This window comes from Collinsella sp. AF11-11, assembly GCF_003465485.1.
Classification (GTDB): domain Bacteria; phylum Actinomycetota; class Coriobacteriia; order Coriobacteriales; family Coriobacteriaceae; genus Collinsella.
In genome coordinates this window covers 38,008-63,524 of record NZ_QSAS01000003.1, presented here as the reverse complement: position 1 = coordinate 63,524, position 25,517 = coordinate 38,008, and the positions used below count along the sequence as shown (strand labels likewise).

The 25,517-nt window shown below is 60.1% G+C and carries 22 protein-coding genes and 3 tRNA genes; 13 read left to right on the top strand and 12 right to left on the bottom strand.

Going from position 1 to position 25,517, the window contains the following annotated elements; translation table 11 throughout:
* Window positions 1-68 precede the first annotated feature (68 nt).
* The 3 genes from DWV58_RS03160 to DWV58_RS03150 are packed head-to-tail and all read right to left on the bottom strand — an operon-like array spanning window position 69 to window position 1,202.
* Complete coding sequence (locus DWV58_RS03160) at window positions 69-488, bottom strand: HI0074 family nucleotidyltransferase substrate-binding subunit (RefSeq protein WP_089572004.1); 420 nt, start codon at window positions 486-488, stop codon at window positions 69-71.
* Window positions 475-762, bottom strand: coding sequence for a nucleotidyltransferase family protein (locus tag DWV58_RS03155; protein WP_089572006.1), 288 nt, complete (start codon window positions 760-762; stop codon window positions 475-477). The genes DWV58_RS03160 and DWV58_RS03155 overlap by 14 nt, the downstream gene beginning before the upstream one ends.
* An 8-nt stretch (window positions 763-770) precedes the next feature.
* On the bottom strand, window positions 771-1,202 hold the full coding sequence (locus tag DWV58_RS03150; protein ID WP_055310594.1) for an Rrf2 family transcriptional regulator: 432 nt from the start codon (window positions 1,200-1,202) through the stop codon (window positions 771-773).
* Between the two features lie 224 nt (window positions 1,203-1,426).
* Between DWV58_RS03150 and sufC the strand changes: the two genes are divergently transcribed.
* The 5 genes from sufC to sufU are packed head-to-tail and all read left to right on the top strand — an operon-like array spanning window position 1,427 to window position 6,672.
* Complete coding sequence (gene sufC, locus DWV58_RS03145; RefSeq protein WP_006235561.1) at window positions 1,427-2,227, top strand: Fe-S cluster assembly ATPase SufC; 801 nt, start codon at window positions 1,427-1,429, stop codon at window positions 2,225-2,227.
* Window positions 2,228-2,239: 12 nt separating this feature from the next.
* Window positions 2,240-3,652 carry a Fe-S cluster assembly protein SufB gene (gene sufB, locus DWV58_RS03140; RefSeq protein ID WP_022094821.1) on the top strand — a complete coding sequence of 471 codons (1,413 nt, stop codon included), beginning with the start codon at window positions 2,240-2,242 and terminating at the stop codon, window positions 3,650-3,652.
* On the top strand, window positions 3,652-4,923 hold the full coding sequence (locus tag DWV58_RS03135; RefSeq protein ID WP_117758330.1) for a SufD family Fe-S cluster assembly protein: 1,272 nt from the start codon (window positions 3,652-3,654) through the stop codon (window positions 4,921-4,923). Before sufB ends, DWV58_RS03135 begins: the two co-directional genes overlap by 1 nt.
* Window positions 4,920-6,245, top strand: coding sequence for an aminotransferase class V-fold PLP-dependent enzyme (locus DWV58_RS03130; RefSeq protein ID WP_199585977.1), 1,326 nt, complete (start codon window positions 4,920-4,922; stop codon window positions 6,243-6,245). Before DWV58_RS03135 ends, DWV58_RS03130 begins: the two co-directional genes overlap by 4 nt.
* Window positions 6,238-6,672 carry a Fe-S cluster assembly sulfur transfer protein SufU gene (gene sufU / locus DWV58_RS03125; protein ID WP_117776155.1) on the top strand — a complete coding sequence of 145 codons (435 nt, stop codon included), beginning with the start codon at window positions 6,238-6,240 and terminating at the stop codon, window positions 6,670-6,672. Before DWV58_RS03130 ends, sufU begins: the two co-directional genes overlap by 8 nt.
* 65 nt (window positions 6,673-6,737) lie before the next feature.
* Here the strand turns inward: sufU and DWV58_RS03120 are convergent, their stop codons facing one another.
* Complete coding sequence (locus DWV58_RS03120) at window positions 6,738-7,538, bottom strand: transposase (RefSeq protein ID WP_158564511.1); 801 nt, start codon at window positions 7,536-7,538, stop codon at window positions 6,738-6,740.
* 403 nt (window positions 7,539-7,941) lie between these two features.
* On the opposite strand from DWV58_RS03120, the gene DWV58_RS03115 reads away from it, so the two are divergent.
* From DWV58_RS03115 to dinD, 4 genes are all read left to right on the top strand, one after another.
* Complete coding sequence (locus tag DWV58_RS03115) at window positions 7,942-8,676, top strand: iron-sulfur cluster assembly scaffold protein (RefSeq protein ID WP_006235554.1); 735 nt, start codon at window positions 7,942-7,944, stop codon at window positions 8,674-8,676.
* An 18-nt stretch (window positions 8,677-8,694) separates the two neighbouring features.
* The gene (locus DWV58_RS03110) at window positions 8,695-9,699 is read left to right on the top strand and encodes a GGGtGRT protein (protein ID WP_117640944.1); all 1,005 of its coding nucleotides are present in this window, start codon (window positions 8,695-8,697) and stop codon (window positions 9,697-9,699) included.
* A gap of 256 nt (window positions 9,700-9,955) precedes the next feature.
* A complete protein-coding gene (locus DWV58_RS03105; protein ID WP_117776153.1) occupies window positions 9,956-11,482 on the top strand; it encodes an FAD-dependent oxidoreductase in 1,527 nt (508 codons plus the stop codon).
* 161 nt (window positions 11,483-11,643) lie between these two features.
* Window positions 11,644-12,504: a DNA damage-inducible protein D gene (gene dinD, locus DWV58_RS03100; protein ID WP_117776152.1), complete on the top strand. Its 861-nt coding sequence runs from the start codon at window positions 11,644-11,646 to the stop codon at window positions 12,502-12,504.
* An 83-nt stretch (window positions 12,505-12,587) separates the two neighbouring features.
* On the opposite strand, the gene DWV58_RS03095 is transcribed toward dinD, so the two are convergent.
* From DWV58_RS03095 to DWV58_RS03085, 3 genes are all read right to left on the bottom strand, one after another.
* Window positions 12,588-12,663: transfer RNA gene (locus DWV58_RS03095), tRNA-Lys, on the bottom strand.
* Window positions 12,664-12,706: 43 nt separating this feature from the next.
* Window positions 12,707-12,782, bottom strand: a tRNA-Lys gene (locus DWV58_RS03090).
* Window positions 12,783-12,804: 22 nt separating this feature from the next.
* Window positions 12,805-12,881, bottom strand: a tRNA-His gene (locus tag DWV58_RS03085).
* A gap of 164 nt (window positions 12,882-13,045) precedes the next feature.
* Here DWV58_RS03085 and DWV58_RS03080 point away from each other — a divergent pair.
* Window positions 13,046-14,227, top strand: coding sequence for a pyridoxal phosphate-dependent aminotransferase (locus tag DWV58_RS03080; RefSeq protein ID WP_117776151.1), 1,182 nt, complete (start codon window positions 13,046-13,048; stop codon window positions 14,225-14,227).
* A 141-nt stretch (window positions 14,228-14,368) separates the two neighbouring features.
* Window positions 14,369-15,256 carry an ROK family protein gene (locus tag DWV58_RS03075; protein WP_117776150.1) on the top strand — a complete coding sequence of 296 codons (888 nt, stop codon included), beginning with the start codon at window positions 14,369-14,371 and terminating at the stop codon, window positions 15,254-15,256.
* Window positions 15,257-15,371: 115 nt separating this feature from the next.
* On the opposite strand, the gene DWV58_RS03070 is transcribed toward DWV58_RS03075, so the two are convergent.
* From DWV58_RS03070 to argS, 4 genes are all read right to left on the bottom strand, one after another.
* On the bottom strand, window positions 15,372-15,821 hold the full coding sequence (locus tag DWV58_RS03070; RefSeq protein ID WP_117583742.1) for a VanZ family protein: 450 nt from the start codon (window positions 15,819-15,821) through the stop codon (window positions 15,372-15,374).
* A gap of 7 nt (window positions 15,822-15,828) precedes the next feature.
* Window positions 15,829-17,229 (bottom strand): hypothetical protein, encoded by a 1,401-nt coding sequence (locus DWV58_RS03065; protein WP_117776149.1) that lies wholly within the window; start codon window positions 17,227-17,229, stop codon window positions 15,829-15,831.
* A gap of 313 nt (window positions 17,230-17,542) precedes the next feature.
* A complete protein-coding gene (rho, locus tag DWV58_RS03060) occupies window positions 17,543-20,098 on the bottom strand; it encodes a transcription termination factor Rho (protein ID WP_233540487.1) in 2,556 nt (851 codons plus the stop codon).
* A 791-nt stretch (window positions 20,099-20,889) separates the two neighbouring features.
* Window positions 20,890-22,743: an arginine--tRNA ligase gene (gene argS, locus DWV58_RS03055; protein ID WP_117776148.1), complete on the bottom strand. Its 1,854-nt coding sequence runs from the start codon at window positions 22,741-22,743 to the stop codon at window positions 20,890-20,892.
* A 342-nt stretch (window positions 22,744-23,085) separates the two neighbouring features.
* Between argS and DWV58_RS03050 the strand changes: the two genes are divergently transcribed.
* Together DWV58_RS03050 and DWV58_RS03045 are read left to right on the top strand one after the other, a co-directional pair.
* Complete coding sequence (locus DWV58_RS03050) at window positions 23,086-23,571, top strand: CarD family transcriptional regulator (RefSeq protein WP_022094807.1); 486 nt, start codon at window positions 23,086-23,088, stop codon at window positions 23,569-23,571.
* Between the two features lie 356 nt (window positions 23,572-23,927).
* A complete protein-coding gene (locus DWV58_RS03045; RefSeq protein ID WP_158564510.1) occupies window positions 23,928-24,686 on the top strand; it encodes a transposase in 759 nt (252 codons plus the stop codon).
* Between the two features lie 169 nt (window positions 24,687-24,855).
* Here DWV58_RS03045 and DWV58_RS03040 read toward each other — a convergent pair whose 3' ends face one another.
* Window positions 24,856-25,455, bottom strand: coding sequence for an HD domain-containing protein (locus tag DWV58_RS03040; protein WP_117776146.1), 600 nt, complete (start codon window positions 25,453-25,455; stop codon window positions 24,856-24,858).
* Between the last annotated feature and the right edge of the window lie 62 nt (window positions 25,456-25,517).

Here is a 25,517-nt window from a genome sequence, read left to right as displayed (position 1 = left end):
CAGCTCACCCGTTGTTGCACAACAACCTCTCGGTAAACGGCAACAACCCTCCGCGAAAACTTAAGGAATTAAACAAACTGGTCGTCGGGCGCCATCAGAAGCTCGCCGTATCGCTCCATCAGCCCGTCCCTCAACTGACAAAAAGCGGGAATATATACGTTCAAGATGCGCTGAATCAAATCTTGAGCGAGCTTGTTGTCATAGATATGGACGTTCGTATTGCGGTCTTTGAGCATATCTAGCCAGGCCGCCTCATCAATAAAGTCGTAGAATCGGTAGGACTCCTTCAAGATGGCACGAGGAGACCCCGACGCGGCAAGCGTGGCGCCCTCATACTCGAGCAGACGCTTAAGGAGCTTCCAGCTCAGTTCAAATTGAAGATTGAACTTATTAATCAAACCACTCTGAACAAAATCATTGTTGAGATCCTGATTGGGCGCATCCTCAAGATTCGCCAAGGCGCTGACAAAGTTCTCATATTTTTTCATACAGAATCACACCATCCCTGGCAATTTCATCGAGCAATTGACGCGATAAGGACTCGTCGAGATTGACGACATCTACATCTAAAAGAGTATCAAGACGCTCCTCGATCAAATATGACAACCGGCCGAAATCCCGGCAACCTGCTACGGCGATGTCAATATCGCTCTTAGGCAAGTTGTCACCTCGAGCGCGGGAACCAAACAGCACAACCTTCTCGGCGTCACATTCCCGAGCAAAAACTTCAATTTGCTTATACACCTTGTCGAGAGATGTCATTTGCAGCCCTACAGCTTAATGTCAAAGTTGATCTCGGGGACGGCGGCCAGGTCGGCCAACGTCACGCCGTCGACGTACTTTTCGATCACGTCGTCCAGACCACGCCAGAACTTGACGGTCGAGCAAAGGTCGCTGCGGGTGCAGCTGTTGTCGATGCCATCGCACGCCACCGGGGCCGTGCTGCCCTCAACGGCACGCAGGATGTCGCCGGCACGCACCTCGGCCGGGTCCTTGGCCATCATGTAGCCGCCGCCCTTGCCGCGCACACTCTTAAGCAGGCCCGCCTTCATAAGCGGACGAACCAGCTGCTCCAAATACTTTTGCGAGATATGCTCGCGGTCGGCGACCTCGCGAAGGGCAATCTTGCCCTCGGCGTCACCAAGCGCCGCGATATAGATCATCAGTCGGAGGGCATAGCGGCCCTTAGAAGAAATGAGCATACCTACCCTCCCATCGCATCTGGAACAACATAACCAGGTTTGTTTGTCCCAAATCTTAAATAAGTGGGACAAACACAACAGGTTATTTTGTCCCAGAATTTGAAAAGTCGAGTGGATTAGTCGGGTTTTCCCTTGACTAACGCCGAACCCATAGTAACTTTATTCCGAGAAGATTCCTAGGGTTTAGTACACCTATGAGTACACCATATACAGAGAGGGACAGCATGAGCGCAAATCCGCTGCTTTCCATCGAAGGTCTCACCGCCTCCGTGGACGAGAAGACCATCCTCCACAATGTCAACCTCAACGTCGCCGCCGGCGAGACCCACGTGCTGATGGGCCCCAACGGCGCCGGCAAGTCTACCCTCGGCCACCTGGTCATGGGCGACCCCGTCTACACGGTCAACGACGGCCGCATCGTCTTTGACGGCCAGGACATCACCGAGCTCACCACCGACAAGCGCTCGCGCGCCGGCCTGTTCCTGAGCTTCCAGGCCCCTGTCGAGATCCCCGGCGTGCCACTGTCGAGCTTTTTGCGCGCCAGTATCGCCGGCCGCCCCGGCCTGGAGATGAAGGGCAAGGAATTCCGTCGTCGCGTCAAGGAGCTCGCGGCCGAGCTTAACATGGATACCGCCTACCTCAACCGTGAGCTGGGCGTGGGCTTCTCGGGCGGCGAGAAAAAGAAGGTCGAGATGCTCCAGCTTCTGCTGCTGCAGCCCAAGCTCGCCATCTTGGACGAGACCGACTCCGGCCTGGACGTCGACGCCCTGTCCACCGTCAGCCACGGTATGGACGCCTACCGCAAGAGCTGCGACGGCTCCATGCTCATCATCACGCACAACACGCGCATCCTGGAGCACCTGGATGTCGACCGCGTCCACGTTATGGTCAAGGGCCACATCGTGCGCGAGGACGATGCCTCGCTGATCCCCTGGATCGACAAGAACGGCTTTGAGACCTTCGAGCGCGAGGCCGCCGAGCAGCGCGCCCAGGCCGAGGCCGCCGCTGCCGAGCAGCAGGCGTAAAGGGGCGACGCAATGACCAAGAACCGCACCGAGGTCGCGGACATCGACCGCAGCCTCTACGACTTCACCTACGGCGAGGAGGGATTCGAGCGCCTCGACGCCGGCATCACGCCCGACATCGTGCGCGAGATCAGCGCCAAGAAGGACGAGCCACAGTGGATGCTCGATCTGCGCTTAAAGTCCCTCGAGATCTTCAATCGTTTTCCCGACCCGACGTGGGGCCCCTCCATCGAGGGCCTGGACATGGACAACATCGTCACCTACGTCAAGCCCAACACCGACCAAAAGCACGACTGGGAGTCGGTGCCCGACGACATCAAGAACACCTTTGAGCGCCTGGGCATCCCCGAGGCCGAGCGCAGCTACCTGGCGGGCGTCGGCGCGCAGTACGACTCTGAGCTGGTCTACCACAACATGCAGGACACCGCGTCCAAGATGGGTATCGTCTATTCCGGCATCGAGGAGGCCCTGCACGACCCGCAGTGGGAGCCGCTCATCCACGAGAAGTTTATGACGCTCATCCCGCCCACCGACCACAAGTTTGCGGCCCTGCACGGCGCCGTATGGTCGGGCGGCTCGTTTGTCTACGTGCCCAAGGGCACCAAGTTGGACTTCCCGCTGCAGAGCTACTTCCGCCTTAACGCCAAGGGCGCCGGCCAGTTTGAGCACACGCTCATCATCGTCGAGGACGACGCCGACCTGCACTTCATCGAGGGTTGCTCCGCGCCCAAGTACAACGTTGCCAACCTCCACGCCGGCGCCGTCGAGCTCTTTGTGGGCAAGCGTGCGCACCTGCGCTACTCGACCATCGAGAACTGGTCCAAAAACATGTACAACCTCAACACCAAGCGTGCGCGCGTGGACGAGGATGGCGACATAGAGTGGATCAGTGGCTCCTTCGGCAGCCACGTGGGCTACCTCTACCCCATGAGTGTGCTCAACGGCCGCCGCGCCCGGTCGAGCTTTACCGGCATCACCTTTGCCGGCGCCGGGCAGAACCTCGATACCGGCTGTAAGGTCGTGCTCAACGCCCCCGAGACCTCGGCAACCGTCGAGACCAAGGGCATCTCCAAGAGCGGCGGCATTCAGACCTTCCGCAGCTCCATCGTGGCCACGCCCAAGGCCGAGGGTTCCAAGGCAACCGTGAGCTGCCAGTCGCTCATGCTCGACGACCAGAGCCGCTCCGACACCATCCCCGCCATGGACATCCGCGCCAAGAACGTCGACATCGGCCACGAGGCCACCATCGGCCGCATCGGCGACGACAAGGTGTTCTACCTGATGAGCCGCGGCATCTCGGAGGAAGAGGCCCGCACCATGATCGTCAACGGCTTTGCCAACCCGGTCTCCAAGGAGCTGCCGCTGGAGTACGCCGTCGAGATGAACAACCTGATCAAGCTCGAGATGGAAGGAGCGATCGGATAATGAAACAGGAAACCAACACCGCTGCTACCACCCTTGAGCAGGTCAACGCGATGCCGGCTGCCACTTGGGGCTGGCTGAAGATGAATCAGACCAAGCTCGAGCTCTCTGACGAGCTTGCCGCCGCTCCCGCGGAGGCCGTTGAGGTCGAAGGCTTGGGCGAGCAGTTTATTGGCGTGACAGACGCGTTCGACGCCGCCATGGACGCCATGGCCGAGCGCTTCCCCGAGCGCCGCTCCTCCGCCCCCGGTGATGCCGCCGACCGCGCCCGCATCACGCCCGAGACCGAGCTCGACGTGCCCGCCACCTCCGTCTACCAGGCCGGCGCCATCAAGCTCGAGGAGGAGCTCTCCCCTGCCGAGGCCTTCGAAACCGGCATGGGCGAGGCTGCCTACGCCTACTTGGCCGAGCACGCTACCAAGCGCATCGTCATCGATGTGCCCGCATACCAGCACGCCACGGTTACCGTGCGTGTGAGCGGTGTCGATGCCGCCGCGGCCATCGCCGCCATCGACGTCGTCGCTCGCCCGCAGGCAACGCTCGACCTGCATATTGCCCTAGACTCTCCTGTTACCGGCGAGGGTGTCGTGGGCTCCGTGCTACGCGTGTGCGCCCACGAGTACGCCACCGTCAACGTGACCTGCACGCAGACACTCGACGACAGCTGGATCGCACTCGACGACACCGGCCTGTTCCTGGACGAGGGCGCGCGCGTCAACGTGCAGCACACCGTCCTGGGTGCCGGCGCCAGCGCCACCGGCCTTGCCGGCGACCTGCTGGGCGACACCGCCAAGGTGACCATCGATACCGATTACCTGGGCGCCCGCGAGCAGGTGCGCGACTTTAACTACGAGCTGCGCCACCGCGGTCGCAAGACCGAGTGCGAGATCGACGCCAACGGCGTGCTGACCGGCACGTCCAAGAAGGTCTACCGTGGCACCATCGACCTCGTGCACGGCTGCAAGGGTGCAACCGGCACCGAACGCGAGACGGTGCTTTTGGCCAACAAGGGCGTCGACAACAAGACCGTTCCCGTCATTCTCTGCGACGAGGACGACGTCGCCGGCAACCACGGCGCCACCATCGGCCACGTCCGCGACGAGCAGCTGTTCTACCTCGCCTGCCGCGGCCTTGACCAAAACGCCGCCGAGGACCTGTTCATCCGCGCCAAGCTGGAGGACGCCGCGCTTTCCGCCACCGACGAGCGCACCCGCGCCGCCGTCGTCCGCCTAGGCAACAACCTGATCGACAACTTTGAAGAGGAGCTCGCATGATCGACACCGAGCACGTTAAATGCGATACCTGTACTGCCCCCGAGCCCATGGAGCTCGACGCCAGCGACGAGGCTTCGCGCGGCTGGCCCACCGTGGACATCGAGACCAACCCCTACAAGGGCCAGTTCCCGCTGTTCCAGCAGCACCCCGAGATCGCCTTCCTCGATAGCGCCGCCACCGCGCAGCGCCCTGCCTGTGTGCTCGACGCCGAACGCGACTTCTACCAGCGCATGAACGCCAACCCCCTGCGCGGCCTGTACTCGCTGTCCGTCGAGGCCACCGACGCCATCGCGAAGGTCCGCCAGCAGATCGCTGACCTCATCGGCGCCTCACAGGCCAACGAGGTCGTCTTCACCCGCAACACGAGCGAGTCGCTCAACCTGGTCGCTAAGAGCTTTGCGCCCACAGTGCTCGAACCGGGCGACGAGGTCGTCATCACCATTATGGAGCACCACTCCAACCTGATTCCGTGGCAGCAGGACTGCCGCGAGACCGGCGCCAAGCTCGTCTACCTCTACCCCACCAAGACCGGCCAGCTCACCACCGAGGAGGTTCTTGCCAAGGTGGGTCCCAAGACCAAGATCCTAGCCGTGGGACAGGTCTCCAACGTGCTGGGCGTCGAGAACCCGGTCAAGAACCTCGGCAAACTCGTGCACAAGTACGGCGGCTACCTGGTCGTCGACGGCGCGCAGTCGCTGCCGCACATGCCGGTCGATGTGGCCGACCTGGGCGCCGACTTCTTTGCCTTTAGTGCGCACAAGGCCATGGGCCCCATGGGCATCGGCGTGCTGTGGGGCAAGATGGACCTGCTCAACGCCATGCCGCCCATGCTTACCGGCGGTGAGATGATCGACTCGGTTACTGAGCAGGACGCCGTCTGGGCTCCCGTCCCCGAGAAGTTCGAGGCCGGCACGCAGGACGCCGCCGGCATCTTCGCCACAGGCGCCGCCCTCGACTACCTCGTCAACACGGTGGGCTACGAAAACATCCAGGCACGCGAGCAGGCACTCGTCCACTACCTGATGGGCGAGCTCATGCAGCTCGACTTTGTCCAGATCATCGGCTCAATCTATTGGGATAACCACCACGGCGTCGTGAGCTTTAATGTCAAGGGCATCCACCCGCACGATGTCGCGAGCATCATGGACATGGACGGCGTCTGCATCCGCGCCGGTCACCACTGCGCGCAGCCGCTGCTCACCTGGCTGGGCGTCGAGAACCTTGCCTGCTGCCGCGCCAGCGTGGCCTTCTACAACGACAAGGCCGACATCGACAAGTTCATCGCCGGCCTGCATCACGTTTGGAGCACATTCAATGGGTAATCTGTACACCTCCACCACATTTATGGAGCACAACTCGCACCCCGACTATAAGTACGAGATGGATGCTCCCACGCACGAGCACGACGGCATCAACCCTAGCTGCGGAGACGAGCTCACCTTGCAGCTGCGTGTCGAGAACAACGTGATCGAGGAGGCCTCCTTTACCGGTCACGGCTGCGCCATCAGCCAGGCCAGTGCCGACATCATGGCCGACCTCATCACCGGCGAGACCGTCGAGGAAGCTCGCCACCTGGCAGAGCTCTTCCTCGCCATGATCCGCGGCGAGCAGCTCTCCGAGGAGGACTTGGAAGACCTGGACGAAGCCGCCCAGCTCCAGGACATCTCGCACATGCCCGCCCGCGTCAAATGCGCCGAGCTCGCCTGGCGCACCCTCGACGGCATGCTCACGGGACAAAATAATCAGTAGTATTTGTCCCAAATCTTAAGAATTTTGTTGGCCGAATCGCTTGACAAGAGTGGTTCGGCCATTTTCTATTCCGAGCCCTCAGCCTGAGCATTCACCCGAACATAAGCGCGCACGATACGAGAGACGGTACTCTTGCTGATTCCCGTATATCGTTCGATCTCGCGCACCGTGTAGCCGACATCGTGCAGGGCGAAAATGATTCCATCTCGCCGCGAGGGCGCTACGGTCTTGAGTTCGTTGAGCGGCACGCCCAGGCGCTTCGCCATCTTGTCGGCAAACGCACGCCGCTCCCACTCTGTCTCATCCATATCGTGAATCACCGGATCGGAACCATCGGGCATCGACAGAGAATAATCCAGAAACCCCTTGGCAGACTCAAAGAGCTCAAGCACACAAGAAGGGTCCGAAAATCCCCTCGTCGTATCGTTGTCATACGCTCTCAGATACTCGGCAAAGCTGCTCCACGGATAGCGCTCGATCAGGGCGATACCCGCCTCCTGCGGATTAGCGTGAACATAGCAAATGGCAGCCATTAGATAACGGTCGGTATCGAGCGAGCGCCGGTCAAAACGGTTCTGGAACAGATGACCTGTGCGCCCCGTGCGTTTATTGAACCGCCGCGCGTACGTCAAAAGCAGCCGGTGCATCGCCGCGCTCATCGCGTCCTCGTAATCTGCCAGCACCAGATGCACGTGATTGCCCATAAGGCACCAGGCGATAACCGTCACGCCCGCCTCGCGGCAGCACTCGCGCATCAGCTCCAAAAACTCCCACCGGTCTTCATCGCCCTCAAAGATGAGCTGCTTGCCCGTACCGCGGGCACAAACATGGTAAAAGCCGGTAACCGTTCTCCAAACGCGCTGCATGGCGCTCCCTTCGCCTGGATCTGCTTGCCATCCAATACAACACGATTGAAGCATGCCACCAAAACATTCACGCAAAACAATACATTCGCGCGGCCAAAGGCAATAAACAGGCGGCGAACGGCACCGTTGCAACAGGTCAGCCCCTGCAACGCTTACAAGAGCTGACCAAAAGCTTGCCCAAGACGAACCCCCTCTACAAAAGTTCACGACCACAGAATATAGAGTTAAACCGTTTCAATTAAAACTTCCGGACTTCTCGCTACGAAAACTGAGCCGTTCGCCGAATATTCCGTGCATTTCGCGGTATTATAGGGGCTGCATGTCATGTCCCTTTCGAAGGGTCGCCCGGCAATCGCCAGCCACGACCCCCAGACGGGACGCCAACACGATAGAGAGGAGAGGCATGCAGTACTCACAGGAAGTGGAGAACATGTGCCCCGTTGCCAAGGGTGCATACCACGGCCCCGCACCCATCCCCGAGGAGGGCAAGTGGGTCCAGGCTAAGGAGATTTCCGACATCTCCGGTCTTACGCACGGTGTGGGTTGGTGCGCACCTCAGCAGGGCGCCTGCAAGCTCACGCTGAACGTCAAGGACGGCATCATCGAGGAGGCCCTCGTTGAGACCATCGGCTGCTCGGGCATGACCCACTCTGCCGCCATGGCTTCCGAGATCCTTCCCGGTAAGACCATCCTCGAGGCCCTCAACACCGACCTCGTCTGCGACGCCATCAACGTTGCTATGCGCGAGATCTTCCTGCAGATCGTTTACGGCCGCAGCCAGACCGCGTTCTCCGAGGGCGGCCTGCCCGTGGGCGCCTCCCTCGACGACCTCGGCAAGGGCCTTCGCTCTCAGGTCGGCACCATGTTCGGCACCAAGGCCAAGGGCGCTCGTTACCTCGAGCTCGCTCAGGGCTACGTCACCCGCATGGCTCTCAACGACAAGAACGAGATCATCGCGTTCGAGTTCCTGAACCTCGGTAAGTTCACCGACGCCGTCAAGGCCGGCAAGACCCCCGAGGAGGCCATCGCTGGCGCTATGGGCCACTATGGTCAGTGGGAGAACGCTGCCAAGTACATCGACCCGCGCACCGACGAGGAGACTCACTCCGTCGCCAGCGTGTTCCCGGTTCACGAGTAGAAAGGGAGGGAAATAACTATGACTGTTACGTTCGAAGGTTACGAGCGCCGCGCTGACAAGATCAACAAGTGCCTCGCCGACAACGGCATCGCCTCCCTCGAGGAAGCTCTGCAGATCTGCACCGACAAGGGCTTCAACCCGCGTGAGATCGTCAACAACACCCAGTCCATCGCCTTCCAGAACGCTGAGTGGGCCTACACCCTCGGCTGCGCTCTCGCTGTCAAGCGTGGCGCCAAGTCCGCTTCTGAGGCTGCCGCCATCATCGGCGAGGGCATCCAGGCCTTCACCGTTCCCGGCTCCGTCGCCGAGGACCGCAAGGTCGGTCTGGGCCACGGCAACCTGGGCGCTATGCTGCTCTCCGACGACACTGAGTGCTTCGCCTTCCTGGCCGGCCACGAGTCCTTCGCTGCCGCTGAGGGCGCTATCGGCCTGGCTCTGAACGCCAACAAGGCTCGCAAGAAGCCGCTGCGCGTTATCCTCAACGGTCTGGGCAAGGACGCTGCTCAGATCATCGCCCGCATCAACGGCTTCACCTACGTGAAGACCCAGTTCGACTACTACACGGGCGAGCTCAAGGTCGTCGAGACCATCCCCTACTCCGATGGTCCCCGCGCTGCCGTTAACTGCTACGGCTCCGACGACGTCCGCGAGGGCGTTGCCATCATGTGGCACGAGAACGTCGACATCTCGATCACCGGCAACTCCACCAACCCCACGCGCTTCCAGCACCCCGTCGCTGGCACCTACAAGAAGGAGCGCATCGAGGCTGGCAAGAAGTACTTCTCCGTCGCTTCTGGTGGCGGCACTGGCCGTACCCTGCACCCGGACAACATGGGCGCCGGCCCTGCCTCTTACGGCATGACCGACACCATGGGCCGTATGCACTCCGACGCCCAGTTCGCCGGTTCTTCCTCCGTGCCTGCGCACGTTGACATGATGGGTCTCATCGGCATGGGCAACAACCCCATGGTCGGTGCCACCGTCGCCTGCGCTGTCGCCGTCGAGGAGGCCCTCAAGGCCTAATCGCGCCCGCGCGATGCTCATATAGTTGAGCTTTAGAGCCGCTACCTTTCGAGGTAGCGGCTCTTTTTGTTTGCGCTATCGCAGGGTAGCGAATGCCGATATATCAGTTGGGGCGAAATACGAGATGTGACGAGATGAAACGTCAGAGCGTCCATGACGCCCACCTGCCATATTTGCCCTTTACCGATTTGCCGAGTCTTTGCGGCCCCATTGCCGATCACCCATGCGACAATGCGCCGGACGAGAAAGGAATCCGATGGAATCGACTGATGTACTGGTAATTGGATCTGGCATTGCGGGCCTTTGCGCCGCCATCGAAGCGGCACGCACGGGCGCAACCGTCGCTGTGGCAAGCGCCGGCAAGACTATGAGTGGATCGAGCTTCTTCCCCGGAACCTGGGGCCTGGGGCTTATCGGACCCGTTAACGAAGACGACGAACAAGACCTCATCGATACCATCCAGACCGTTGGTGGCGGCGTCGCCGACCCCGAGCTTGTCCAGACGTTTGTCCACGGCATTCCCCAGGCAATTGAATGGCTCGAGCAAGACCTGGGCGTTGAGCTCCAGCGTCCGCAAAGCGCTGAGAGCGCTCAGCAAAAGCAGTTTATCCCCTGCTTTGACCACAAGACGCGCATGTGGCGCGGCCTCACCCGCAAGCCCCTTGAGGACGCTCTGACGACCCGGATCGAGTCGCTCGGCATTCGCCTGCTCCCCCGCCATGAGCTTATCGACCTTGTTGAGAACACGAACGGCAGAATCACCGGAACCGTGCTCTACGACCTTACCGAAAATCGAATCGTGCCCTTTGCTGCCAAGGCCACGATCATCGCAGCCGGTGGCACAGGCGGCCTGTTCGAGCGCAGCCTTACGTCGGCTGATGTGCTCAGCTCCTCGCAGGCCATCGCACTGGCGCACGGCGCATCGCTTACTAATATAGAATTCATGCAGATGATGCCCGGCTTCATCGAGCCCAAGCGCAACCTGGTCTTTAACGAAAAGACCTGGCGCTACGTCAAGTTCGACCAGCCGGTCGATATTGCCGACGGCAAGCTAAACGATCTGCTTGAGCAGCGATCCGGATATGGCCCCTTCACGTCGCGCTTGGTCTCCCGCGCCATCGACCTCGCCATCGATCAAGCGGGTGCCGAAGGCCTGGCGCTCCACTACAACTTCCCTCGCGAGGACATCCCCGAGTTTGTGCAGACCTTTGCTACCTGGCTGCAAGACGAGCATGGCATCGCGCCGAGCGACGAGATGCGTGTGGCGATGTATGCTCACGCCGCCAACGGCGGTATCAAGATCGACAAGACCGCGTACACGGGCGTTGAGGGCCTCTACGCCTGTGGCGAGGCAACAGGCGGTATGCACGGCGCCGATCGCATTGGCGGCCTGTCAAGCGCCAACGGCATCGTGTTCGGACGCATCGCGGGCGTATCGGCAGCTCGAGCAGCGCTGGACGCTCCCGAGGCGGCCGCTCCGATGGATATCGCCCTCCCTCAGTATGGCATTGCCACAACAGATGCCGAACGCCTGACACACAGCCTTAAGCACACGATGAGCACCTATTGCATGATCAACAGGACCGAAGCAGGTCTATCCAAGGCCCTGCAACAGCTTGAAAGCCTGAAAGACGAGGCAACGGCGCTGAGCAAGCCGCATGCCAATGACAGCGAGATCGCAGCCCTCGCCCGCCTGCAATCGCAGAATCAGCTGGCAACGGAGATGGTCAAAGCCATGCGCAAGCGGACCGAAAGCCTGGGTTCGCACTATCGATCGAATTAAACTGGACACCTATCTAGAGCAGAGCACAACTAATCGATATCTATGGGCCCCGTGACCTCGAAGTGGCACGGGGCCCATTCGTGTCCACACGGCAGCGTATCCTTATTCTGAGTACAGAGCGGGCAAAGCGCGCATAGACAATAGATCAGCGAGGAGGAGATATGGACAGTAGAGATATCGAGAAGTGGCGTGTCGAACTTGATAGCTACGCCAATGTGGAAGACGGCGTTGAGTATTGGCTCGCACGCGATTTAATGGAACCCATGGGATACACTCGATGGGAGAACTTCGCCGAAGTTGTTAAGAGGGCAAAAGTCTCGTGCGAAACAAATAAAACTCCAGTTGATTCCCATTTTCGTGACACCACGAAAATGATAACTGCCGGTGTCGCCGCTCGCGCGGTTAAAGACTACAAGCTTACGCGCTATGCATGCTATTTAATCGCCCAAAACGGAGATTCAAACAAGCCAGAGATCGCGCTCGCCCAGGCATACTTTGCCGTGCAGACGCGCCGCCAAGAGCTCATAGAGCAGCGCTTTGCAGAGATTCAGAGCTTACAGGCGCGCCACTCGCTATCCGATTCAGAGATACAGCTCTCGGGTATTGCGTTCAAACGCGGCGTGGACTCCAAAGGATTCGCGATCATCAAGTCGAAGGGCGACGAAGCGTTATTCGGCGGCAGAAGCACGGCGGAAATGAAGCAACAGCTCGGCGTATCCAAGAGCTCGGCATTGGCGGACAGGCTAGCCGATGTTCTCATCAAAGCAAAGGACCTTACGAACTCGATGACGGCCTTCAACGCCGAGGAACACGACCTGTACGGTCTGGACCAGATCAAGCAAGAGCACGTCGAGAACAACACAAGCGTGCGTGGCAGCCTCATCGACCGCGGAATTGTACCCGAGAACCTACCGCCTGCCGAAGATACAAAGAAGCTCGAACGTCGCGTGAAAGCAGACGAGAAAAAGCTCAAGGAGGGTACAGACGGATTCACCGACCCCCAGGGCAGGCTCGACTTGTAAAGCGTCTGTGCCCTTACGGGTTCGACCCCATGCGAGGTTAACAAAAAAGACGGCCAACTTTCGCTGACCGTCTTAACATGCTTTGGTGGGCCGTCAGGGGGTCGAACCCTGGACCTTGGGATTAAGAGTCCCCTGCTCTACCAACTGAGCTAACGACCCAAAGCTAAAGTCCGTTATAGCGGACTTTAGAGGAGATATCGTGTGGTGGGCCGTCAGGGGGTCGAACCCTGGACCTTGGGATTAAGAGTCCCCTGCTCTACCAACTGAGCTAACGACCCGATATCAACACGAAGCAAGAACTGGGGTGGGTAAAGGGACTCGAACCCTCGACCTACGGGACCACAACCCGTCGCTCTAGCCAACTGAGCTACACCCACCGTGTCCTGTGCGCTTCGCGCTCGACTATTATTGCAAGGAACGCCACGCGATGCAAGCCCCAATTTTCAAGAATTTTGAAAAGAGTTTTTCGAGCCCGTTTCGAGCAAATCCCATCGGTTCCATAGGAGTAAACTTGCTCCACCCAATGCTCGAAAGGATAGGCATGAAAGAACTCTCCAACCGCACGGCGGCGTTTACCGATTCGGTCATCCGCCGCATGACGCGCATCTCCAACAAGTATGGTGCCGTCAACCTGTCGCAGGGCTTCCCCGATTTCGATCCCCCGGCGCAGCTGCTCGATAGCCTCAGCACCATTGCCACCGACCCCAAGCCGCTTTACCACCAGTACTCCATCACCTGGGGCTCCCAGGCCATGCGCGAGGCGCTTGCCACCAAGCAGGAGCACTTTATGGGCATGCCGATCAACCCCAACGAGAACATCGTGGTCACCTGCGGCTCCACCGAGGCCATGATGGCCGCCATGATGACGGTCACAAACCCCGGCGACAAGGTCGTCATTTTCTCGCCGTTCTACGAGAACTACGGCGCCGACACGATCCTCTCGGGCGCTGAGCCCATCTATGTGCCGCTCAACCCGCCCACCTTTGACTTCGACCGTGAGGTCCTCGAGGCAGCCTTCCGAGACAACGATCCCAAGGCAATCGTCCTATGCAACCCGTCCAACCCCTGTGGCAAGGTCTTTACCCGCGAGGAGCTCACCTTTATCGCAGACCTGTGCAAAAAGTACGACGCCTACTGCATCACCGACGAGGTATACGAGCACATCGTCTACGCGCCCCACGAGCACGTCTATATGGCCACGCTGCCCGGCATGTTCGAGCGAACCATCAGCTGCAGCTCGCTGTCCAAGACCTACTCCATCACCGGCTGGCGTCTGGGCTACACTATCGCCCCTGCCGAAATCACCGAGCGCATCAAGAAGGTCCACGACTTCCTCACCGTAGGCGCCGCCGCTCCCCTGCAAGAGGCCGTCGTCACCGCCCTCAACTTCGACGACAGCTATTACCAGGAGGTCCTCGACCTCTACACCGCCAAGCGCGACCTATTCTGTCAGGGACTCGACAGCATCGGCCTCACGCACAACGTGCCGCAGGGCGCCTACTACGTGATGATGGACATCTCTGAGTTTGGCTATGACAGCGACCTCAACTTCTGCGAGGATCTGGCCTCCAAGGTGGGCGTGGGCGCCGTTCCGGGCTCCAGCTTCTTCCGCGAGCCCGTCAACCACCTCATCCGCTTCCACTTTGCCAAGCGAGACGAGACGCTCAACGCGGCGCTGGAGAACCTCAAGTCTCTGCGAGATAAAATCAAGCCGCGCTGGTAAGGACAGCCCGACAACTATAGGAACCAAAGAAGCCTCGCACCGTCCACCGCGTTGCGAGGATTCTTTTTATAGCGCTTTCTTACATTGTTTAGGGCGCTATACTTTAGTGACAGAGCAACTCGTCATAGAGAGAGGAACACTATGGCAGAGCAGCAGCTTATCGGAGCGCTCGAGGCCGGCGGCACCAAGATGGTCTGCGCCACGGGCTATGCAGACGGTATGGTCCTGGAGTGCGAGCAGATCGCGACCACGACCCCGCAGGAGACCGTCGAGGCCGTCAACGCATGGTTTGCAAACAAGGGCATCGCCGCACTGGGCATCGGCGCCTTTGGCCCCACCGCAGTCAACCCCGCCTCGCCCCAGTACGGCAAGATCTTGGAGACCCCCAAGACGGCATGGCGCTACTTTGACCTGCTGGGCACCATTCAAAACGAGCTCGACATTCCCTGCGGCTACGACACCGACGTCAACGTCGCCTGCCTGGGCGAGGTCACCTTTGGTTGCGCCCAGGGCCTCACTGACGTGGCGTATCTGACCATCGGCACCGGCGTGGGCGCCGGCGTGCTTTCGGGCGGCCAGCTCGTGCACGGCATGATGCACCCCGAGGCCGGTCACATCCTGGTCACGCGCGACCCGCGCGACACCATTGGCGAGCACAGCGGCTGCCCCTTCCACGACAACTGCCTCGAGGGCCTCATCGCCGGTCCCGGCGTTAAAAAGCGCTGGGGTGGCAAGAGCGCCGGAGAGATGGCCGATGACCCGGAGGCCATGGATCTGCTCGCCGGCTATCTGGCGCAGGCGCTCATGACCTTCATCCTGTGCTATGCGCCGCAGAAGATCGTCATCGGCGGCGGCGTGGCCGACCACACCCCCATCGTGCCGCTCGCGCGCAAGAAGTGCGCCGAGATGCTCAACGGCTATATCGTCACGCCCGAGGTCAACGACATCGATACCTACATCGTCAACAGCCTCGAGGGCAAGCAGGGCATCATGGGCTGCCTGGCCCTAGGCGCACAGGCGCTTCAGTAACAGACGCACCCACAGGGCGTGGCGCACCCGGCAAATCCGACCTATGGAACGACGCCGCCACACCTCATATAAGCCCTCCAATAAAAAAGGCCGCCTAGGACCAAACAATGCGTCCTTAGGCGGCCTTTTTGGCGCACATCAGCGACCGTAAGAGATATCGGAGCACAACGCCCGTTGCCGCTCCACAGCAGTCGATCATCACATCGGTGATCATGCCGGCGCGTCCCGGCACAAAGAGCTGAATCGTCTCGTCGATCGAGGGAATCAGCAGCAGGAACACTGCCGTGGGCAGCAGCACGTCAAAGGTGCGTCGGCCCTCAAAATCAAAGGCGTGCGTTGCCAGGATGCCGAGCACCAAATACTCGGTAAAATGCGCGCACTTACGAACAACAAAGTTGGTCACCCATTCATATGGAAGTCCCACGCCGTGCAGGAAACCGCGGATAGCTTCCATGACCGTTAGGCTCAGTGAGCCCGACCCCGAGCCGGGAACCAGCGAATTGCCCCAGATCAAGAGCGCCATCAGGCAGGTTACGACCGCCCATTTTCGATTGATCTTAACCATGCAGAAGTTATGCCTCCGCACGGAGCGGCGCGAAGCTGGCGGTACCGCCCTCGATAACGCTCAGATAAGCACGGCCCGTACGCTTGGCGGTAGAGGACTGAAGACGCTCGATCTCTTCCTCGAGGATCTGATTGACGCGCTCGTGACGACGATTTTCCATAATGCCGGCGGCAATAGCCTCGGCCCGCTCGATGCTCTCACGCGAGATACGGGCAGTATCCTCGGGGAACACAGCGCTGTGACGGCCGACATAGGCGGGGGCAGCAGGCTGAGGGGCAGCGACGGGAGCGGGGGCTGAAACAGGAGCAGGCTCGTCAATCTCATCCAGAATCGCGGTGGCGGCGGCCCACATACCCTCGTGGCCCGAGTAATCGGCCATGGGGACATCAACCTCGAGCGAGGCGTCCGGAAGGTCGCCGGTGTCGATGCGATCTTGGGCATCAATCGATGCGGTGATGGCTGCAGGCTCATCGAGGTCATCGAGATCGATGTCTGCGGCACCGGAGATGATAGGCATGCTGGCGAGGTTTGCATTGTACGGCGCTGCCTCGGCCGCCTGCTGCTGGGCAGGAGCGCCCCAAAGCGAGCTTTCGGCGGCACGGCGGGCGGCAACGGCCTCCTCGTCCGCGGCCATGGCTTCATCAACGTACGAATTGTCGGCAGAAGCGTTCTCGTCCGCCGAGGTAGCGCTGTAGGCGTTATTGGCTGCCGCGTTGGCGACGAGTGCCACGAAAGCCGCCGTGCTGCCCGCAGGGGCGGCCTGGGAGCCAGACACGGCGCGTGCCGCGGCGGCGATGTCATCGCGATTGAAGGAGCCGATCTGCCCGCCATTGGTGAGCTCGTCGATGGCGACTTGATAGACGTCGCGCGAGTGTGCAGGGTCGCAGCTCACCGGCGAATCGTCGTCGAGCATGCTGTCGATCATGGACCAAGCCTCGTCCTCGTCCATAGCATCTGCGGCTCGAGCGATGGTAGGGACACCATCATCGGCATGACGGCGCTGGAACGCACCAGTCAGGCCGGAAAGGAATGCCGAGGTAGACTGCTCCGACTGAGCCTGAGAAGCAGAAGCCGCAGCGTAAGGAGTCGCATCCTGCTGCTGAACTGGAATCGAGGCGGTCTTGAACTCGCTTTGATGCTGATTGAGATTGGCGGCACCGCCCATGGCATCGGGCTGGAACAGACGCTCTTCACGCTGCGCACGGTACTCGGAGATGCCCAGCGAGGCGGCATAGATACCCACGCCTGCCACCGCGCCCACGGCGAAGGGAACCGCACCCGCCACGACCGTCTCGTTCACCGACGAAAACGGCAGCGTCGCGGCATACATAACCACGGGAGCGGCAAGGCCGATCCCGCACGAAAGTCCGGCAAGGACTGCTCGTTGTGTTGCATCAGAAGAAGCCATGAGCTCTCCCCATCTTCCAGCACCCAAATCGCATCATTCAGTTGGCTGCGCGAGAGAAGATGAAGCGGGGCTATGCCCCAAAGCAACGGTATATGGTTCGTTTCATCTGCGTTTTCCGTCGCGAAGCTTAAAAGCTATTATGCGAAACCGCCCCGTCGATTGCAAGCGACGATGTCGGATTGAAACGGGAAACCTGCTGCTCGTCGGTCTTATGGTCAAAAAATGGTGACGAACGGCGATATGGAAAAGGGCCGAGGCTCAAAGCCCCGACCCTTTATTGCATTGATGACTATCGCTGCGTGTGGATGACAACCTAGAACGTCTGCTCGTAGTCGCTGTGTTTTTTGGCCGAACGCACCAGGAACTCCTGGTTGGTGTTGGTGCCCTTAAGACCCTTGATAAACGACGCGGCTGCGCGCTCGGTGTTGTTCATGCCGGCAAGAATGCGACGCAGACCAAAGACAAACGGACGCATCTGCTCGTCGACCAACAGGTCCTCGTTACGTGTACCGGAGGCAACGGGGTCGATAGCCGGGAAGATGCGACGGTCGGCCAGGTCGCGGTCGAGCTTAAGCTCCATGTTGCCGGTGCCCTTGAACTCCTCAAAGATGACCTCGTCCATCTTGGAACCGGTATCGATGAGGGCAGAGGCCAGGATGGTGAGCGAGCCACCGTTCTCGATATTACGGGCTGCACCCAGGAAGCGCTTGGGCGGATACAGGGCCGCCGAATCGACGCCGCCCGAAAGGATACGGCCCGAGGCGGGCGCCGCCAAGTTGTAGGCGCGGGCAAGACGCGTGATGGAGTCGAGCACCACCACGACATCGCCGCCCAGCTCCACAATGCGCTTGGCGCGCTCGATGACGAGCTCGGCCACGCGGGTGTGGTTGTCGGCGGGCATATCGAAGGTCGACGCCACAACCTCGCCCTTGATGGAACGCTGCATATCGGTGACTTCTTCGGGGCGCTCGTCGACGAGCAGGCAGATGAGGTGCACCTCGGGGTTGTTAATCGAAATAGACTGGCAGATCTTTTTGAGGATCGTGGTCTTGCCGGCCTTGGGCGGGGACACGATCAGGCCACGCTGACCCTTGCCGATCGGCGACACGATGTCGATGGCGCGACCGGTAATGGAGTCCTTGCCGTGCTCCATGCGCAGCGGCTCGTTGGGATAGACCGGGGTGAGGTCGCCGAACTTGGGACGGTTGCGAATCTGCTCGGGGTCCAGACCGTTGACGGTCGTGATTTTGGCGAGGCCGGCGCGCTTGTCGCCGCCGCGCGAAGGACGCAGCGAGCCCTCGATGACGTCGCCCGTGCGCAGGCGCGCGGAGCGGATGAGGTAGGCGGGCACGAAGGCGTCGTCGTTGGACTTCATGTAACCATGGGCGTGGATGATGCCGGAGCTGTCCGGGCGAATCTGCAGAATGCCCTTGATGTCGCGGAAGCCCTCGGCCTTCGCGGCGGTGACGTAGATCTCCTCGACGAGCTCGGCTTTCTTCTTGCCGGTCGTCTCGATCTCGAACTCCTTGGCCTTCTCGCGCAGTTCGGCGACCTTCATGGCAGCGAGCTCCTCGCGCGAAAGCGTGGGCTCGGTGGGGGCGGCGTTGCGCTCCTTGTTGCGCTGTTTGCGATCGCGCTGGCGGTTGCGACGGTCGTTGTTGCGCTCGTCCTTGCGCTCATTGCGCTCGTCGTTGCGCTTGTGCTGGCGACGGTTGGGGCGAGCGTTGTCATCGGCCTCAGCGGGCGCGGCGCCATCGGTTGCGGCGGCGTCGGCATTGGCCGCAGCGGCGTCATTGGCCTCGGCGCCGGAATCGACCTGCACTTCGACATCAGCCTGCTGCTCGGACGCCTTGGCCTTAGCGGACTTCTTACGACCGCGCTTGGGCTTCTCGGACGCAGGTTGTTCGACGTCTTGGGGCTCGGCGGCATCAGTCGATGCATCGGCGGTCGTCTCGGCGGAATCCTCGGACGCACCCTTCTTGGCAGCCTTGGCCTTGGACGTGCGCTTAGCAGCAGTACGATGGCTGCGACCAGGACGGACGTCGGTGGGCTCGACATCGGCGGGAGCGGCCTCGGAAGTCGTAGCATCCTGGACGGGTGCATCGGCAGCGGTTGCAGACTCGGCGGTCGCCGCAGCATCCCGAGCGGCTGCAGCTGCGGCTGCGGCCTTCTCTGCCTCGACGAAGGCCTTGGGCTTGCGACCGCGACGGTGCGGGCGCAAAGCCGGATCGACAACAGGAACTTCGCTGGCCTCGACAGGCGCAGCGGGCTCAGCAGGCGATGTGCCCTCCCCTGCCGCGGAACGGACCGAAGCCTCAGTGAGCTCGGGGGCTGCCTGTTCAGCAACCTGCTCGGCTTTAGCAGCCGTGAGACGGCGTGTGCGCGGTGCCGGCTTCTCGGTCGGCTGGTCGGCGGCAGGCGTCTCGGGCACAGACGGAGCTGCGAGCTCGGTCAGAGCCGCGGCCTCGCGCTCGGCAGCACGACGGCGGGCGCGCACCACCTGAGCCTCGCTAATCTGCGCCAACGCACGTGCCTGCGCGACCTCATCGGAAATCGGCGCCGAGGAGTCAGCTGCAACGGTGCGCTTGGCGCGCGTCGTGCGCGTGGTACGGCGCTTGGGCTTGGTGACCTCCTCGCCGTCAGCAGCAGACTTGGTCGTGCGGCGCGTACGCTTGGGCTTTGCCGGAGCAGCCTCCTCGCCAGTTGCAGGCACGGCCTTCTCAGCCGCCGCAGGCGTAGGTGTCGAAGCAGCCTTAGGCGTCTCAGGAGCCGAGGCTTGCGCGGGCGCCGCGACCTGGTCCGACGCAACCGGTGCAGCGGGAGCGGCCTGCGTCGTCGTTATTTCGTTTTCTTGCTGTTGATCAGACACAGTGTTTGCTCAACTTTCTTTTCAAGCCCTGTGATCACATGCTCCCTGCATAAACCTTCAGGGCGGCTAAACAGTCTAGTTCCGTTCAAAACGACGGACATCATTGATCTGTATCGAGATGATTGCGTCATATACGCAGCGTTAGTGTAACACAACCGCCGCCACCTGCAACTTAGTCATTGGGGACGTTCTTAAACGACTAGTCAAAAGGGACACTCTTCCCCTAAGGCGCCTTGAAATGAAGCGACTAGGGGGCAAATCCGTGGCGTCGGGATTCGCCGCGCCACGAAACGCGCCTATCTACTACGCTTGCCCCCGGACCCCTGACCATACCCTTGTTTTATCAAAAACAGCGAGTCCGCTACCTGCGGTTTTAATATCGAACTTTACGGCATGGTTCGGGGTAAGCGGCAAAACGTAGGAGATGGGCACGATTCGCGACGGACGGTATCCCGCCACCCTTCCACAAGACAAAAATGATCCGTTCCCCCCCCCGTCCCCAAGGGACAATTTTCACAACTATGCCGGATTACGGGGCCAGAATGCTGCAAGCCAACCATACCCTGCATTTTCAAGAAACAATAAGCCATCTACCTGCGGGTTTAATTTTGCTATTGGCACCATGGTCGCCAGTTGGCGATTCAGCCCCGTAAACCGGTATAGTTGCGATTTGGTAGCATTTTCCAACACGCCTAAAAGCCCCGCCAAACGAAAAAAGCCCGACCTCCGCATGGAGATCGGGCTTATAGGGTTCAGCAAAGCCGAACCTACACGGTCAAATGACCCGTAGCTTACATCTGCTCGGGAGCGGAGACGCCAACAAGGGTGAGCACCAGGGCGAGCGTCACGCGGACGGCGTCGCAAGCGGCCAGACGGGCACGCGAAAGCTCGGGGTCGACGGGACGGCCCTCGCTCGGCAGCACCTGGCAGGCAGCGTAGAAGCTGTGGAAGTCACCAGCGAGTTCCTCGGCAAAGTGCGTCAGACGGAACGGGGCGCGGTCGCGAGCGCAGCTGGCGATCAGGTCGGTGAGCTCGTTGAGCTTACGCGAAAGGGCGAGCTCGGTCGGGTCGGTCAACAGCGAGTAATCGACGTTCTCACCGATGGCCTTGGCGGCAACGGCCTTCATGCCCATCTCGTCGGCCTGCTCAGGCGTTACGTCAGCGGCACGGCGCAGAATGGAGCAGACGCGAGCGTGAGCGTACTGCACGTAGTACACCGGGTTGGAGTTGTCGCGCTTCTTAACGGCCTCGATGTCGAAGTCGACCATCTGGTTGGAGCTCTTGGAGATGAGCGTGTAGCGAGCGGCATCGGAGCCGACCTCGTCGACGAGCTCCTGCAGGGTCACCATGGTGCCCTTGCGCTTGGACATACGGACGGGCTTGCCGTTGCGCAGCAGGTTGACGAGCTGGCCCAGCAGAACCTCAAACTTTCCGGGATAGCCAAGAGCGTCGCAGACGCAGCGGACGCGCTCGATGTAGCCGTGGTGGTCGGCGCCCCAGATGTCGATGACGTGGTCGACGCGCTGGAACTTATCCCAGTGATAGGCAACGTCGGAGGCGAAGTAGGTGTACTCGCCGTCGGACTTGATCAGGACGCGGTCCTTGTCATCGCCCAGGTCGGTGGAGCGGAACCACAGGGCGCCGTCCTTGGTATAGAGGTAGCCCATCTTGTCGAGCTTCTCAAAAGCGCGGTCGACGGCAGAGGTGCCGGCGGTCTCACCCTCGGTGTCCTTCACGTACAGCGAACGCTCGGAGTACCAACGATCGAAGTCGCAATTGACGGCGTGGCAGAGGTCGCGCATGTTGTCGACCATCTTTACGTAGCCGCGCTCGCGGAAGCTCTCCATGCGCTCCCGAGGATCGGCGTCGACCCACTTATCGCCGTCGGTGCGCCAGAACTCGGCAGCCTCGTCGATGATGTAGTCGCCGCCGTAGGAGTCCTTGCCCAGAGTCTCGGCAAAGTTGTCCTGATACGGATGGGTCTCGGGGTGCTCGTCGTTCTCGTCGGCAACAAAGGCGTCGCGGTCGGCGATCAGCAGCTTGTGAGCCTCGTCGATATCCACGCCCTGCTTGGCGATGATGTCGGCAAGCTGCATATAGCGCGTGCTGATGGAGTTGCCGAAGGTGTTCATCTGAGAGCCGTGGTCGTTGATGTAGAACTCACGCTGGATGTCGTAACCGGCGTGGTCCATAACACGGCAGAGCGAGTCGCCCAGCGCGGCCCAGCGGCCGTGGCCGATGTGCATGGGGCCGACGGGGTTAGCGGAAACGAACTCGACCTGGGTCTTCAGGCCACCACCGACGTTAGACTTAGCGAAGTCCATACCCTTCTCGCGAGCCTCGCCAAAGATGGCATTCTTGACGGCAACGGAGAGGTAGAAGTTGATGAAGCCGGGGCCTGCGATCTCGACCTTCTCGATCGCGGGGTCCTCGGGCATATGGGCGACGACGGCCTCGGCAATCTTGCGCGGGGCGCAATGAGCCAGCTTGGCGGACTTCAGGGCCATGGTGGAGGTCCACTCGCCATGAGAAGTGTCAGCCGGTCGCTCGATAGCGCAATCGTCAAGTTCAAATGCGGAAAGGTCGCCGGCCTCCTGGGCCGCAGCAAGCGCAGCGCGTACCAGCTCTTCAATCTTCTCGGGCATAGATCCTCCTTGTGTTAAAGCCCCCGAGCTCTTGGTCACTCGTAGGGCAAAAGCCAGAGTTTGTAGCACTCTATCACAAGCGGTAACTACTGTCGCAGGGTAAAGCTAATAGATATTGCATATGCACAAAAATGACTACCGCTCTTGCGCGGCGGTACAAAGTTGGCGATTTGCCTGCTGTTTATACACGTTCTAGAAATGCATAAACGTATGAATAAGCCGTTCTATTTATCGAATACTCTTACCTATCGGAGTTGTGTGCTTTTCCTGCATAAAGTAATGGTTTGCGCACGTCAGCGTGGTATTCTTAGCATACGCAAATTCGTATAAGTTGGAGGTAGCATGTTCTCAATCGGTCAACACGTCATTCATCCGGGTCAGGGAGTCTGCACCGTCGTCGGCTTTAGGGACGACACACCGCAGCCCATGCTGCTGCTCGAGACCAAGCAGGGACATGCGCAGACGATCCTCATGTACCCCGTGGCGCAGGCTGACCGTTTGCACGCCGCTATCTCGCAGCAAGATGCCGAGCACCTGCTGAGCCACTATGACGAGCTGGAGTGCGACACCTTTACCGAGCGCAACAGCTCGCTTGAGGAGACGCACTTTAAACAGCAGCTCAAGCTGGGCGCGCCCGAGACGGTCCGCGTGGCAAAGACCATGATGCACCGCATTCGCCAGGCCGAGGAAGCTGATAAAAAGCCCAGCTCCTACTACATGCGCGTACTCAAGGAGGCCAAGCGCCGCTCCATCGAGGAGTTTGCCGTGGCCTTGGGCGTCACCGAGGAGGACGCCGAAGCCCGCCTAGCCCAAGCCGCCCTCAACTAACCTGCCAAAAAGGGACAGGTTTATTTTGGCAGGTTTTATCTGGCCAAACGTCAACAAACAACCAGTAAATGGCCGGGTGCTCCGTTTTGTTTGTGAGCGCCCGGCCATTTTTCTATATCCGTAGAAATGTGTGAAGCCCATTTGCGATGACATCACGCGAGGGCCGTCCAGATCGACGCAACAAACGCCCGTATCCGCAACAAGCGCGTCCGTCTTGCTCAATTACCATTAAAAAGCATCAATTTGAAAACGCAATAACATTTCGGCAGGTAGCAGCTATAGTCGGTGAACTGAATCTCGACAGCCGAAGCCTCCGAATGAGGTATCTTCAGCCCATCCAAGCTAAAGGAGGGGCCATGCCGAGAAAACCTCGTTCAAAGTCACCAACCGGTTATTTCCACATCACGTTGCGTGGAAACGGAGGGCAATTGCTGTTTAACGATGCCGAGGACCGAATCGCCATGCTTCAGATCCTCGATGCGATCCTCCCCAAACACAATATCGAGCTTATCGCTTGGTGCCTTATGGGAAACCACATTCATCTGCTCATCGACGATCCGGACGACCGCAAGAGCGACGCGATGCATGCGATAGCCGTATCGTATGCGGGCAGGTACAATGCGCGGACGGGGCATATCGGCCACGTGTTTCAGGAGCGGTTTTGGGATTCGCCCATTAAGTCAGAAGTATATTTACTCGAGGCAATTCGATACATTCATTTAAATCCACAAAAAGCGGGGCTGGCAGCATACGACGAATATCCCTGGAGCAGCCATCGCGAGTATCTCATGAGTGCCAGGTCACGGCCGCATGTTACCGGCAGCGTTGTCGGTGTTATATTCCCAACACCTCGCTCATACCTTCGGCTCATGGAAAGTACGCCGTCGCTTCCCTATCGCCCCAGCGCAACAGCCAAGGTTCGCGAGGAAGATCTATGCGAATTTGGCACGGCAATCGTGCAGAGTGTCGCAGGATGTGCTCCGACGGAACTCAAATCCGCCTCCAAGCCACTTCGCAATGAGGCGATTCTCGCGCTTCGAAAACAAGGGCTAACGATTAAGCAGGTTCAGCTGCTGACCGGCCTGGGAACATGGGTTATCAAGAACGCGTCGTAGCGTCGCGTTTGCCGAGTTACGGATACGGCGAAGCGCAGCTGTCTGCCGCGAGGCGCCGCCATTCGCCAGCGTCACCATGTCAAACAGAAAACGCTTCCGCTGAAAACATCCAACGGAAGCGTTTTCCCAGATAAAACCTACCAAAATAAACCTGTCCCTTTTTGGCAGGTTAGGCCTGGAAGGTGTCGCGGTCGGGCGCGAAGGACTGCATGGCCGCGATGGTGCGGTCAAAGAGCTCGGGGAGCTCCCAGCCGAGCATCTCGGCGCCCTGCGAAATCACGTCGCGCGAGCAGCCGGCGGCAAAGCGCTTGTCCTTGAACTTCTTCTTGAGCGACTTGGTCGTAAAGTCCATGACGCTCTTGCTCGGGCGCATGATGACGGCAGCGCCGATCAGTCCGGTGAGCTCATCACAGGCAAACAGAATCTTTTCCATCTGCAACTCGGGCTTGGGCAGCGAAGAGTTGAAATCGGACGTGTGCGTCTGGATGGCGCGGATAAGCTCAGGCGATGCGCCCTCGCCCTCCAGAATCTCGGCTGCATAGATGGTATGGTTCATGGGGTCGTCCTCATGCTCCTCCCAATCCAGGTCGTGCAGCAGGCCGACGATGCCCCAAAACTCCTCGTTCTCGGGGTCGAACTCGCGCGCAAAGTAGCGCATGGTGCCCTCGACCGTCTCGCCATGGGTGATGTGGAACGGGTCTTTGTTGTGCTCGTTAAGCAGTTCAAACGCGCGGTCGCGGGTGATTCCGGCGGAAAGCGTCTGGGACATGGCAATACCTCCAGGTGAGTCGATGTTAGGACACGGTGTCACTATCGTATATCGCCGCGACT